12 protein-coding genes are annotated in these 12,139 nt (G+C 63.3%); 2 read left to right on the top strand and 10 right to left on the bottom strand.

The annotated features are described in order from the left end of the window. Window positions 1-68 precede the first annotated feature (68 nt). From IAE40_RS10725 to IAE40_RS10680, 10 genes are all read right to left on the bottom strand, one after another. Window positions 69-1,085, bottom strand: coding sequence for an alpha/beta hydrolase (locus IAE40_RS10725; protein WP_200603154.1), 1,017 nt, complete (start codon window positions 1,083-1,085; stop codon window positions 69-71). Between the two features lie 33 nt (window positions 1,086-1,118). Beyond that, window positions 1,119-1,373, bottom strand: coding sequence for a DUF2790 domain-containing protein (locus IAE40_RS10720; RefSeq protein WP_200603153.1), 255 nt, complete (start codon window positions 1,371-1,373; stop codon window positions 1,119-1,121). A 143-nt stretch (window positions 1,374-1,516) separates the two neighbouring features. Next, entirely contained in the window at window positions 1,517-3,004 is a 1,488-nt protein-coding gene (locus IAE40_RS10715) for a YifB family Mg chelatase-like AAA ATPase (protein WP_200603152.1), read from the bottom strand. 380 nt (window positions 3,005-3,384) lie between these two features. After that, complete coding sequence (locus tag IAE40_RS10710) at window positions 3,385-4,131, bottom strand: hypothetical protein (RefSeq protein WP_200603151.1); 747 nt, start codon at window positions 4,129-4,131, stop codon at window positions 3,385-3,387. A 159-nt stretch (window positions 4,132-4,290) separates the two neighbouring features. Further along, window positions 4,291-4,542 (bottom strand): DUF3077 domain-containing protein, encoded by a 252-nt coding sequence (locus IAE40_RS10705; protein WP_153772506.1) that lies wholly within the window; start codon window positions 4,540-4,542, stop codon window positions 4,291-4,293. Window positions 4,543-4,569: 27 nt separating this feature from the next. Further along, on the bottom strand, window positions 4,570-4,818 hold the full coding sequence (locus IAE40_RS10700) for a hypothetical protein (RefSeq protein WP_054893665.1): 249 nt from the start codon (window positions 4,816-4,818) through the stop codon (window positions 4,570-4,572). A gap of 490 nt (window positions 4,819-5,308) precedes the next feature. Next, window positions 5,309-5,476 (bottom strand): hypothetical protein, encoded by a 168-nt coding sequence (locus IAE40_RS10695; protein WP_153772505.1) that lies wholly within the window; start codon window positions 5,474-5,476, stop codon window positions 5,309-5,311. Next, window positions 5,466-5,852, bottom strand: coding sequence for a DUF2493 domain-containing protein (locus IAE40_RS10690; RefSeq protein ID WP_200603150.1), 387 nt, complete (start codon window positions 5,850-5,852; stop codon window positions 5,466-5,468). Before IAE40_RS10690 ends, IAE40_RS10695 begins: the two co-directional genes overlap by 11 nt. Before the next feature lie 20 nt (window positions 5,853-5,872). Continuing rightward, the gene (gene mgtA / locus IAE40_RS10685) at window positions 5,873-8,587 is read right to left on the bottom strand and encodes a magnesium-translocating P-type ATPase (protein WP_200603149.1); all 2,715 of its coding nucleotides are present in this window, start codon (window positions 8,585-8,587) and stop codon (window positions 5,873-5,875) included. Between the two features lie 900 nt (window positions 8,588-9,487). Next, window positions 9,488-9,751: an accessory factor UbiK family protein gene (locus IAE40_RS10680; protein ID WP_065861730.1), complete on the bottom strand. Its 264-nt coding sequence runs from the start codon at window positions 9,749-9,751 to the stop codon at window positions 9,488-9,490. A 411-nt stretch (window positions 9,752-10,162) separates the two neighbouring features. Here IAE40_RS10680 and glnK point away from each other — a divergent pair, with 411 nt between their 5' ends. Both glnK and IAE40_RS10670 read left to right on the top strand, forming a co-directional pair. After that, window positions 10,163-10,501: a P-II family nitrogen regulator gene (glnK, locus tag IAE40_RS10675; protein WP_002555808.1), complete on the top strand. Its 339-nt coding sequence runs from the start codon at window positions 10,163-10,165 to the stop codon at window positions 10,499-10,501. A 47-nt stretch (window positions 10,502-10,548) separates the two neighbouring features. Next, window positions 10,549-11,883, top strand: a complete 1,335-nt coding sequence (locus IAE40_RS10670; protein WP_200603148.1) for an ammonium transporter — start codon at window positions 10,549-10,551, stop codon at window positions 11,881-11,883. The last annotated feature ends 256 nt before the right edge of the window (window positions 11,884-12,139 follow it).

Raw genomic sequence — 12,139 nt, 5'->3', positions numbered from 1 at the left:
CGGGCAAGCCAGCTCCTACAAATGTGGGAGCGGGCTTGCCCGCGAAGAGGCCCGTGAGGCCACTATCGTTATTGCAGATGTTCCTTCAGCGCCTGCGCCGCCTGGCCCATCGCGCTACGAGTTCCGGGCACCTGCCCCAGCACGTTCAGCAATCCGAAGTCATGGATCATGCCGTTGTAGCGCACGGCAGTAACCGGCACACCGGCAGCATCGAGCTTGCGGGCGTAGGCTTCGCCTTCGTCACGCAGCACATCCATCTCGGCAGTCTGCACCAGTGCTGGTGGCAGGCCTTTGAGTTGATCCAGGCTAGCCCGCAGCGGCGAAGCATGGATGTCGTCACGCTGGCGCGGGTCGGTGGTGTAGCTGTCCCAGAACCACTGCATCATGTTGCGGGTCAGGAAGTGCCCTTCGGCAAACTGGTTGTACGACGCATTGTTGAAGTTGGCATCGGTGACCGGCCACAACAGCGCCTGGAACCGCAGCTTGGGCGTACCTGCTTCCTTGGCCTTGATCGCCACCACCGCCGCCATGTTGCCGCCGACGCTGTTACCGGCCACGGCCAGTCGGCTGCCATCGACACCGATTTCCTTGCCGTGCTCGGCTACCCAGCGGGTCGCGGCGTAGGCCTGGTTGATTGCGGTGGGGAACTTGGCTTCTGGCGATGGCGTGTAGTCGACATAGACCGCCGCCGCGCCGGAGCCGATCACCAGATCATGGATCAGCCGCTCGTGGGTCGGGTAGTCGCCCAGCACCCAGCCGCCGCCGTGGAAGAACATGAACACTGGCAGCTCACCCTTCGCGCCTTGCGGGCGCACCACGCGGATGTCCAGCGGCTTGCCGTCGATCTGCAGGCTGCGACGCTCGACCTCGATACCCGAGAGGTCGACCTTGACGCTGGCCTGCGCACCGCTGAGCACGGCCCGTGCGTCTTTGGGCGCCAAGGTTTCCAGCGGCTTGCCACCACCGGCGGCCAGGGCGTCGAGGAAGCCCTGGGTGGTGTGCTCGACGCCGGGGCTACCGGCTGCGAAGGCGCTGTTGACGGCGAGGGCCAGCAGGCCGGTGGTCAGGGTGCGGGACAGTTTCATGGTTCAAGCTCCTCTGGTGTCGGGCCGTGGGGTTCAGTTCTGGTTGGCGGCGGTGGTGGGGTGGATGTAGCTGACCTTCTGCAACTGGCCGCTGCTGTCGCGGTAGGTGAGGGTGGCGGCCGAGGCATGGCTGCGGGTGCTGTTCGGGGCATCGACCGCGATGACCTGGGCGATGTCCAGGTTCATGCCGTAGTGGTACGGCGTGGCCTCGATGGACTGGGCGAAGGCGCCTGCAGTGGTGCCGAGGGTCAGGGTGGCGATGGCGAAGGCTTTGCGAAGAGTGGTCATGATCGTTCTCCAAGGGTTCGGTAAGGGGTCAGCGACTGCTTGCTGCTTGAGATAAATATTGCGCGCAAATATTTAGTGCGCAAAATATATTTCGGCTATGGAGAAGATTGAGTGGGGTAATCGGTGGTTGTGCGGACGTCGGGTCAACTACCGGGGCGGTATTGCAGGGCCTCAGCCAGATGGGGGCGGGCGATGCGTTCGGCTTGTTCGAGGTCGGCCAGGGTGCGGGCGACCTTGAGCAGACGGTGGGCGGCGCGCAATGAAAGGTTGAGTCGCTCGCACGCGCCCTCCAGCCATGACTGGTCAGCGGCTTTCAGGTCGCAATGCTTGCGCAGGCCTGGCATATCGAGAAACGCGTTGGCACAACCCTGGCGGCGCTGCTGCAGCTCGCGGGTCTGGGCGACCTGGGCGGCGACGCTGGCGCTGGTCTCGCCACTGGGCTGGTGGCTGAGCGTGGTGCTTTCGCGCGCGACGGTCAGGTGCAGGTCGATGCGGTCGAGCAGCGGGCCCGAGAGCTTGTTGCGGTAGCGCTGGATCTGCTCAGGGCTGCACCGGCAGCGGGCTGCCGGGTCGCCCAGGTAGCCGCAGGGGCAGGGGTTCATCGCCGCTACCAGCTGAAAGCGCGCAGGAAAGCGCACCCGGTCCTTGGCTCGTGACACCACGATCTCGCCCGACTCCAGCGGTTCGCGCAGCACCTCCAGCACACGCCGTTCGAACTCGGGCAGTTCGTCAAGAAACAGCACCCCATGATGGGCCAGGGTGATTTCCCCAGGCTGCGGCCGACTGCCGCCACCGACCAGTGCCGGGCCCGACGCGCTGTGATGAGGATGGCGAAACGGCCGCTGCGGCCAGCAGTCGATCGGTGCCTTGCCGCTGACCGACTGGATGGCCGCAACCTCCAGCGCCTCGTGTTCGTCCAGCGGTGGCAGCAACCCTGGCAGGCGGCTGGCGAGCAAGGTCTTGCCAGTGCCGGGTGGCCCGGTGAACAGCAGGTTGTGCGCCCCCGCCGCCGCGACCAGCAGGGCGCGCTTTGCCGCGATTTGCCCCTGTACTTCGCTGAGGTCCGGATAGGGGCGCGCGCGCAGTGTCAGTCCATTGGCGGCATAGGCTGGCAGCGGTGCCTGGCCATTGAGGTGCGCTACCAGCTCTTGCAGATGCCCGACCGCATACACCACCAGCCCGCTGGCCAGGCTCGCCTCCTCGGCATTCTCCCGCGGCACCACCAGTGCCCGCCCGGCCTCCCGCGCCGCCAGCGCCGCTGGCAGCACGCCCTGCACCGGGCGCAACGCCCCGGATAGCGCCAACTCTCCCAGGCATTCGAAATCGACCAAGGTCGCCACCGGCACCTGGCCATTGGCGGCGAGGATGCCCAGGGCGATGGCCAGATCGTAGCGCCCGCCATCCTTGGGCAGGTCGGCTGGCGCGAGGTTCTGGGTGATGCGCCGGGCCGGGTATTCAAGGCCCGAATTGACGATGGCACTGCGTACCCGGTCCTTGCTTTCCTTGACCGTGGCCTCGGGCAGGCCGACCAGGGTGAGGTTGGGCAGGCCGTTGGCCAGGTGAGTTTCGACGCTGACAGCGGGTGCCAGCACCCCGACCTGGGCGCGGCTGTGGACGAGGGCGAGAGACATGGACACTCCTTGGTCACTGGGGATGCCGCGTCCTGCGGCAGGGGCAAGGATAGTGTCGGTGGCCGGATATGCAGGGGAAAGAGTACGACGGGGTTTTGCCGAGGGCTTGAGGCTCGGTTTCGAGAGGTGGTGGCTTGGCCCCTTGGCGTTTGGTGCGAGTGTTGTGGCGCCGGATGGGAAGCTGTATTTCTATAGCGAGTCGGCGTTGGTGCCCAAGGAGCGGGAGATTGTGGCTGGGAAGGCGGGGTAGTGCAAAAACAACAGGCCAGACGTTATGCACGGTCGAAGTAAGCTCTGGTGGAAAGGGTTGACTTTAAAAATACGCCTGGAGGTGTGGGTTGTTCTATCTGCTTACTGCACCCCCTCCATCCTTCACAGCGCTACATTCGCTGTGCCATTAGCAGATCCAGCAATGACTGTAGTTGATCCTTACTGTGTGACTGCGAGTTCTCGGCGTGCGCAATCAATGTGCTCAGGTCTTGTTCGTAGCTGTCTGGCAGTTGAGCCTCCATGATCGGCGGCAGGCTTTTGTAGTAGTCGAGGATGCCCTTGAGGGTCTTTGGTGACAGATAGCCGTTGCGGTTGTAGTCGTCCATCAATTGCGCAGAGACGGCGCGCGCCCAGGCTTGATACTGATCGTCGGAAGCGGTCAAGGCCGCCCTGCGTTCATTGACTGTGAAGGCGCCGCTCTCATCATGGATGATCAGGGACAACTGTTCGCGGGACAGGCTGCTGAAAGGATTGGCGCCTTTGCCGTCTAGAAAGGCAGTCGCCTGCCGGGCTTGCTGCAAGCGTTGCGGATCATTGGATTGCGGCAGTTCGGCGTCGCGAGCGGTTTTGGTCTGTTCGAATACGGGGCTGTGAATCGGCTGGGTCGCGCGCGCGGCGATGGTCGCCAGGCTCTTGCGGTCATTGCTGGTGTCGCGCTCGGCGGCACGTGTTGCAGCTTCGCTGAGCATCTGCGCCAGTGAAGACAACTTCGCGGTGTCGGTGCTAACCGCTGCCGGTACGGCAGTTGTGTTCGACTTGGCGCCGGCTTTGGCTGACTCATCCAGCGACTTTACCCGACTGTCCTGAGCGTTTGCGGTGGGTGTGGATGGTATGCCTGTGCCATTGATGCTGGTCATGCTGACCTCCTTGTTAACTCGACTTCTCCATTTGAGGCAGTTAACGGCGTGGTGGAGGAATACTTTAATGACCGGACTTTTGCGTTGGTTTTCATGGAAGTGGGAGGTCATTCACTAGCGCCTTCGATGCCGGATGGCATCGAGGCGATTGGCCTGGTCTCAGTCGCCAGCGTTGCGGCTGACTTCAAGATCATTCAACAACGCCTTGGCCAGGGCGCTGAGGTAGTGCAGGGCGGTGATTGCCGCAGGGTTTGCCTCCCCTGTGAACTGATCGCTCAGATCACGTGTACAGCCCACCAGCACTGAGATTTCTTCGATGGCGCGCTCATAGGGGACACCGGGCTGTACGCGGAACATCTCGAGAAAGGTGGCAACACCTGCGGTGGTGCGACCGGATTGGTTACCGCTCATGTTCATCACTCCTTGACGGGCTCAGGGTCACATCCGGTTCAGCGCATGTTCGATCAGCGCGCGAGCCGTTTCGGCGGAGTGCGCGGCGTTCGACAGCATGTGCAGGCCGGGTACACCGGCATAGGTCCGGCAGTGTTCGTCGATGGTTTCGGCGACACCGCGCAACAGCTCGCTGGCGTGGGCCAGGGCGTCGGGAGGAGTCATGTCGGTGTGGATGGAGAAGTAGGGGTTGTTGATGAGCTTGAGGCGGGGTGGGTCGGGGACGAGTTTCTTCATGGTTCAACTCCTGGACGACATCTGGAGCTGCCACCAGAACCCTTCTCACGGATTAGGGTGGCAGCCGTGCACGAGGTGAGAAGTCCGTGGTCCAGGGACACGGCCAGGTCGAAACCTGCTCGCGCACGGCTACCATGACGGGAAGCCATTCCTGAAACACTTGGGCTTCTCACACCCAGTCGCCAATGTGGGCGACCCAGCGAAGTTATCCCTGAGGTATTTCCCCGACAATTAAGAGGCTTCCGCAAAGCGCGTAGGATACTTCCCAAGGTTTACGGATCGAAGGCTCCTGCTAGAGGTTTCAGAACTTTCGTACGTTGGCGGCCGCTGCGCGCCCGATCGCGGGACGAGCCCGCTCCCACAGGGGGGGCACAGGCACCGGAGTCGGTGCAGCACTTGTGGGAGCGGGCTTGCCCGCGAAGCAGACACCGTGGTGGTTGGCACCGGCAGTGCCGGCGTTCGCGGCGCCCCACAAGCCTGTTGCGGCGCATCATCCAGACAACCGCGCCTCGACCCCAAACAACACCACCAACACCCCACTCAACACCAAGGTCACGATCACAAACAGCACATTGCGCCGCGCCGCCCGGGCCTGGGCGGGTGGCAGGTCGTGGGTGAGCGAGAAACGGGCTCGCTCATCAGGCTTTTCAGGCGTCATGGCAATGCTCCTCTCGCTCGGGTTGTCGTGGTTGCCTGCCGCAGATCACCTGCACACCAGCGCCGCGAGCCCTGGCCAGCAGCTCCTCGGTGTCGTCGCCCCCGGGCAGGGCGAGCAACAACTCGGGGCGGCTGTCGTTGAACATGAACAGGTTGCGCAGGCGTTCGGCCTGCTTGCCGTGCAACTGCCAGTTGGGCGGGTAGCGCACCAGGTCGGCGCCGTGCTCGCGTGCCCAGCTTTCGATCTCGCCACCAAGGAACTGGCTGCCGCCGTGGATCAACACCCGGATCGGCCGCTGGCGCTGGACATCGTCCAGGGCCTGGCGGCAGCGCCGGGTGTCGGCGTAGTTGCGTCCCGCACAGATCAGTACGCGCATGGTCTGCTCTCCCTACAGGCTCAGAACCACTGTCCGAAGCGGCGGATGTAGAGGGTCTTCATGGTCTGTGCGACCACGCAGTAGCCCAGCAGGGTGGCGACCAGCCAAGGGAAGTATTCCCACGGCAGCGGCACCAGACCGACCATAGTGCCCACCGGCGAGAACGGGATGTAGATGCCCAGCGCCATCACCAGGCCCGTGGCCAGGATCACCGGCAGCGCTGCAGTGCTCTGGAAGAACGGCACCTTGCGCGTGCGCAGCATGTGCACCACCAGGGTTTGCGACAGCAGGCCTTCGATGAACCAGCCAGACTGGAACAGCGCCTGCATCTCGACACTGTTGGCGGCGAACACGTACCACATCAGGGCAAAGGTGGTGATGTCGAAGATCGACGAGGTCGGGCCGATCCACAGCATGAAGCGGCCGATGTTGCGGGCATCCCACTTGCGCGGTTCGCTGAGGAATTCCTTGTCCATGCGGTCCCACGGCAGCGACAGCTGGGAGAAGTCGTACATCAGGTTCTGCAGCAGCAGGTGGATCGCCAGCATCGGCAGGAAGGGAATGAAGGCACTGGCCACCAGCACCGAGAACACGTTGCCGAAGTTGGAACTGGCGGTCATGCACAGGTACTTCATGATGTTGCCGAAGGTTTCGCGGCCTTTGAGCACACCCTCTTCGAGCACCATCAGGCTTTTTTCCAGCAGGATGATATCGGCCGATTCCTTGGCGATATCGGTGCCGCTGTCTACCGAGATACCGACGTCGGCGTCGCGCAGGGCGGCGGCGTCGTTGATGCCGTCGCCGAGGAAGCCCACGGTGTGACCGTTGGCCTGCAGGGCCTTGAGCACGCGGGACTTTTGCAGCGGGGTGAGCTTGGCGAAGACGGTGCGTTCTTCGACCTGAATCTTCAGGGTGGTGTCGTCCATGCGCTCGATGTCCTGGCCGAGCAGCGGCAGGCCGGGCTCCAGGCCGACTTCACGGCACACCTTGCAGGTGACCACCGGGTTGTCGCCGGTCAGCACCTTGACCCTTACACCCATGTCGCGCAGGGCGGCAATGGCTGGGCCGGCGGTTTCCTTGGGCGGGTCGAGGAAGGTCAGGAAGCCCTGGATCACCAGGTCGCGCTCGTCGTCGGTGTGGTACTGCGCCTTGCCTTCGCTTGCCGGAATGTCGCGGGTGGCGACCACCAGCACGCGGAAGCCGTCGCGGTTGAAGGCATCGGCGCTGGCCAGCAGGCGCTGGCGCCGACGCTCATCGAGGGCCACGACGCTGTCACCTTCCTGCACATGGGTGGCGATGGCGAGCATTTCCTCGACGGCGCCCTTGCTCACCATCAGGTGATCGCCCAAGGCGTTCTTCACCACGACCGAAAGGCGACGGCGAATGAAGTCGAACGGCAACTCGTCGACCTTGGCGTAGGCGTAGGGCGCCTGGAACTCACGCTCCTGGCCTGCGAAGTGCAGCACGGCCTGGTCCATCAGGTTGCGCACGCCGCTCTGGTGGTGGCTGTTGAGCCAGGCCAGTTCCAGCACGCGTTTGTCGCGCTCACCGTCGATGCGCACATGGTGCTCGAGGATGATCCGGTCCTGGGTGAGGGTGCCGGTCTTGTCGGTGCACAGCACATCCATCGAACCGAGGTTCTGGATGGCGTTCAGGCGCTTGACCACCACCTTGCGCCGGGCCATGGCCACGGCGCCCTTGGCCAGGTTGGCGCTGACGATCATCGGCAGCATTTCCGGGGTCAGGCCCACGGCCACGGCGAGCGCGAAGAGGAAGGCATCGCCCCAGTCGCCCTTGACCAGGCCGTTGATCATGAACACCACCGGTACCATCACCAGCATGAAGCGGATCAGCAGGCTGCTGACGCTGTTCACGCCGCGGTCGAAGGCGGTCTGGCTGCGCGAGCCGGAGATGGCCTTGGCCAGGGAGCCGAAGTAGGTGCGCCGGCCGGTGGCGACCACCACGGCGCGGGCGCGGCCGCTGACCACGTTGGTGCCCATGAAGCAGATGTTCGGCAGTTCGAGCAGGTTGTCCTGGTTGCCGCTGTCATCGGTGGCGGACTTCTGCGCGACATTGCCCAGGGTGTCGTACTTCTCGACCGGCAGTGCCTCGCCGGTGAGCACCGCCTGGCTGATGAACAGGTCGCGTGATTCGAGCAGGCGGATGTCGGCGGGGATCATGTCGCCCGCCGAAAGCTGCACGATGTCGCCGGCCACCAGTTCGTCCATGGGCACTTCGCGCAGGCGCGGCGGCTGGCCGAACTGTTCGCGGCGCAGCACGGTGGCGGTGGTGCGCACCATCGCCTTGAGGGCGTCGGCGGCCTTGTTCGAGCGGTACTCCTGCCAGAAGCGCAGCAGGCTGCTGAGGCTGACCATGGTCATGATGATGATGACCTTGGTCAGGTCGGCGTCGTCCGCTTCACCTGCGCTGATCGGCATCCAGTAGTCGGTGACGAAACTGATCCCGGCCAGGGTCAGCAGGACGTAGATGAAGGGGTTGTGCAGGGCCTTGAGCAGTTGCACCAGGGCGTGGGGTTGCTGGTCGTGGGCCACCTGGTTGGCGCCGTCGCGTTGCAGGCGCTTGGCGGCTTCGTGCTCGGTCAGGCCATGCTCGCTGGCATCGAGGTTGGCGAGGGTGACGGACAGGCCATTGCGCGCTTCACGGGCGGCGCGGGTGGACAGGCGGGTTTCGCGTTCGGCCTTGGCCGATGGGGTGTTGCGGTGTTTGACGGTCATGTTGCTGTGCTCCTGCCGCTGCGGCGGCACGACACACAGACGTTTCACTCAGGGGGTGAACGTAGGCATGTCGGGTCGCAGAAAAATGCTTGGTTTTTCCGACAGTTGTCTGTCCGCTGCCGAGAGTCGGAAGTTGTTTCGGCAGCGAACTTTCTACTCGCGCAGTCCATGTTTGTATTCCTCGTTGATAAATAATGGGCAATAACGGTCCGGCGAACTTTCAATGTTGAAAGTTCGATCAAAAGTTACTGTTCAATATCAGTTGTTCAGTGGAGTGTGCGGGGTCTCAGGCGAGCGCAAAGCGTGCCAGCGGCCCCCTGTCTACCTGGTGGGTCCTGGCTGTCGTCGTGGTGCCAGTGCAGGCGCAACTGGAGTTTTCCGTGGCAGGGGTGTGCCTGCCATACGGCACGCAACTGCGGGCCGCGCACGGCGGCCGAGGGCTGGGCTGGAGCGCACGGGCCACGAGGCGGCCAGGCGCGGGCCTGCAAACGCGCGAGGCAGGCGTGCAGGCGATGTGAAACGAATGACGTGAGGTTCATGAGCTTGCCTCCAACCGGCGGACACCGGCTGTGGCAAGTCACGGCGGAGCATCAGGCTCTGGCGCGGCTTGCCCGACCAGGGTGTCGGGACCGGTGTTCCGGTTCAAGTGCCTGACCGGGCCGTGCGGCGGCGGTCAGGCAGCGACTAGATACTGTGTCCATTGAATTCTTCAGTGAATGGAAAAAAGGCCCCTTCTCTCAGGGCGAGCGAACTTTATTCAAGGGTAGTATCGAAGTCAACCGGGGAGGTGAACTTTAAATAAGTTTCATCTTGTTTGAATGCTCCCTGGTGTTTGTAGGAAGCGTTTGAAGTTTGCGGCCGGCCTCTGCGCGGAGGCCGGCCGTATATCCCTCAGGGTGGCTAGTCCTGGGCTGGTGGCGCCATGCGCGCTTCCAGCTCGGCCACTTGCTTCTCCAGGGCTTCGAGGCGCGCGCGGGTGCGCGCCAGGACCACCATCTGGCTGTCGAATTCTTCCCGGCTGACCAGGTCCAGTTTGCTGAACGCGCTCTGCATCAGGATCTTGAACTGGCTTTCGAGTTCGGCGCGCGGCTGCGCGGTGTCGCCGCTGAACAGGCGCGAGGCCTGGTCGCTCAGGGCGTCGAGAAGGGCTTTGGGCGCGAGCATGGGTCAGGCTGTTCCGTGGCGTGTGAAAGGTGGGCAGTGTAGCACGGCGCATTTCGGCGGTCGGACGCACACTTTTTGAGCAGCCGCTGGCAGCTCGACGCACCAGAATCGTGCAGCTTTCAGCGTACTGGCCATGGGCTAATCCCGAGCATTGTGCGCAACTACTTGTTTTCCGGCCCTTTGCCGGATCTGGCAAGGTTTCTGCAAAGGCCTCTGTGCGCCATGCACTGATGCAGTCCCTTGTGATCGGGCAGTGTGCAGGCGGAGCCGCAAGGCTCCCTCTCCACCCGCCGAAACGTGTGTCGGTGGGGGAATGGAGCCGACGACGCGTTACAAAGCCAGGCGCTGCGCTTAGACTTGAGACGGGTTTGTTTTCCTGGGGCAAGTCCACCAAATCGGGAGAAGAGTTTCATGAAGCTAGTCACTGCCATCATCAAGCCGTTCAAGCTGGACGACGTGCGCGAGTCGCTGTCGGAAATCGGCGTGCAAGGCATCACCGTGACCGAAGTCAAGGGCTTCGGCCGGCAGAAAGGCCACACCGAGCTGTACCGTGGCGCCGAATACGTGGTCGATTTCCTGCCCAAGGTCAAGATCGATGTCGCCATCGATGACAAGGACCTGGACCGGGTGATCGAAGCCATCACCAAGGCGGCCAACACCGGCAAGATCGGCGACGGCAAGATCTTCGTGGTGAATCTGGAGCAGGCGATCCGCATCCGTACCGGCGAGACCGATACCGACGCGATCTAAGCGACACAACAAGCCTCACCAAACCCAAACGCCCCAGGAGAAAACAAATGACTCTGCGCAAGATCGCAGGGCTAGGAGCCCTATTGTCCCTCGTAATGCCTGGCCTGGCCCTGGCAGAGGAAGCAGCCGCCCCGGTACTGAACTCCGGCGACACCGCCTGGATGCTCACGGCCACGGCGCTGGTACTGTTCATGACCATCCCGGGCCTGGCCCTGTTCTACGGTGGCATGGTGCGCTCCAAGAACCTGCTGTCGGTGATGATGCAGTGCTTTGCCATCACCGGTCTGATCAGCATCCTGTGGGTCATCTACGGCTACAGCATCGCCTTCGATACCACCGGTATGGAAAAGGGCGTGCTCAACTTCAACTCGTTCATCGGCGGCTTCTCCAAAGCCTTCCTCGCCGGTGTGACGCCGTCTGGCCTGACCTCGGCCACCGCGCTGTTCCCTGAGGCGGTGTTCATCACCTTCCAGATGACCTTCGCCATCATCACCCCGGCACTGATCGTCGGTGCCTTTGCCGAACGCATGAAGTTCTCCGCCATGCTCGTGTTCATGGGCGTGTGGTTCACCCTGGTCTATGCGCCGATCGCGCACATGGTCTGGAGCGGTGACGGCGCACTGATGTGGGACTGGGGCGTACTGGACTTCGCGGGCGGCACCGTGGTGCACATCAACGCCGGTATCGCAGGCCTGGTGGCGTGCCTGGTACTGGGCAAGCGCAAAGGCTACCCGACCACGCCGATGGCTCCGCACAACCTCGGCTACACCCTGGTCGGCGCTGCCATGCTGTGGATCGGCTGGTTCGGCTTCAACGCAGGTTCCGCTGCAGCGGCCAACGGCACTGCCGGCATGGCCATGCTGGTGACCCAGATCGCCACCGCCGCCGCCGCGCTGGGCTGGATGTTCGCCGAGTGGATCGGCCACGGCAAACCAAGCGCCCTGGGCATCGCTTCGGGTGTGGTCGCCGGCCTGGTCGCCATCACTCCGGCTGCCGGCGCCGTCGGCCCGATGGGCGCCCTGGTAATCGGCCTGGCGTCGGGTGTGATCTGCTACTTCTGCGCCACCAGCCTCAAGCGCAAGCTGGGTTACGACGACTCGCTGGATGCCTTCGGTGTGCATGGTATCGGCGGTATCGTCGGCGCGATTCTCACCGGTGTGTTCGCAGCACCGGCCCTGGGCGGCTTCGGCGCGGTCACCGATATCGGTGCGCAGGTCTGGGTCCAGGCCAAGGGCGTGATCTTCACCGTGGCCTACACCGCCATCGTCACCTACGTGATCCTCAAGGTGCTGGACGTGGTAATGGGCCTGCGGGTCAACGAAGAAGAAGAGTCGGTCGGCCTCGACCTGGCTCAGCACAACGAGCGCGGCTACAACCTGTAACCGCCCTGCAGTAAAAAACTTGCCCGGCTTGTCCGGGCATTTTTTTGCCTGATTTTTACCGTTTCGCCGGTAGGCAAACGGTTTATCCGGCACGTTCGTGACGCAGGCAGAAAACTTACAGAAAAGCGGGTACTGATGGAGCTTTGTTTTTTCTCCCGGCGCGCTAGAATGCGCGCCGGAAGGGTGTTTGCAGTGCCTTCCACACACTTCGCCACGCTTTGCTAGGCTTGCCAATAGCGCAAGGCCAGCAGCGGTG

This window comes from Pseudomonas sp. S44 (assembly GCF_016624805.1).
Classification (GTDB): Bacteria; Pseudomonadota; Gammaproteobacteria; order Pseudomonadales; family Pseudomonadaceae; genus Aquipseudomonas; species Aquipseudomonas machongensis.
Note: the sequence above shows the minus strand (reverse complement) of the source record. Positions and strands in the feature narration are given on the sequence as shown.

Bases quoted from the DNA above. Each gene is read 5' to 3' on its own strand.
- IAE40_RS10725 (WP_200603154.1), bottom strand. From the start codon at position 1,085: ATGAAACTGTCCCGCACCCTGACCACCGGCCTGCTGGCCCTCGCCGTC.
- IAE40_RS10720 (WP_200603153.1), bottom strand. From the start codon at position 1,373: ATGACCACTCTTCGCAAAGCCTTCGCCATCGCCACCCTGACCCTCGGC.
- glnK (WP_002555808.1), top strand. From the start codon at position 10,163: ATGAAGCTAGTCACTGCCATCATCAAGCCGTTCAAGCTGGACGACGTG.
- IAE40_RS10670 (WP_200603148.1), top strand. From the start codon at position 10,549: ATGACTCTGCGCAAGATCGCAGGGCTAGGAGCCCTATTGTCCCTCGTA.
- IAE40_RS10695 (WP_153772505.1), bottom strand. From the start codon at position 5,476: ATGACGCCTGAAAAGCCTGATGAGCGAGCCCGTTTCTCGCTCACCCAC.
- IAE40_RS10710 (WP_200603151.1), bottom strand. From the start codon at position 4,131: ATGACCAGCATCAATGGCACAGGCATACCATCCACACCCACCGCAAAC.
- IAE40_RS10715 (WP_200603152.1), bottom strand. From the start codon at position 3,004: ATGTCTCTCGCCCTCGTCCACAGCCGCGCCCAGGTCGGGGTGCTGGCA.
- IAE40_RS10680 (WP_065861730.1), bottom strand. From the start codon at position 9,751: ATGCTCGCGCCCAAAGCCCTTCTCGACGCCCTGAGCGACCAGGCCTCG.
- IAE40_RS10705 (WP_153772506.1), bottom strand. From the start codon at position 4,542: ATGAGCGGTAACCAATCCGGTCGCACCACCGCAGGTGTTGCCACCTTT.
- IAE40_RS10700 (WP_054893665.1), bottom strand. From the start codon at position 4,818: ATGAAGAAACTCGTCCCCGACCCACCCCGCCTCAAGCTCATCAACAAC.
- mgtA (WP_200603149.1), bottom strand. From the start codon at position 8,587: ATGACCGTCAAACACCGCAACACCCCATCGGCCAAGGCCGAACGCGAA.
- IAE40_RS10690 (WP_200603150.1), bottom strand. From the start codon at position 5,852: ATGCGCGTACTGATCTGTGCGGGACGCAACTACGCCGACACCCGGCGC.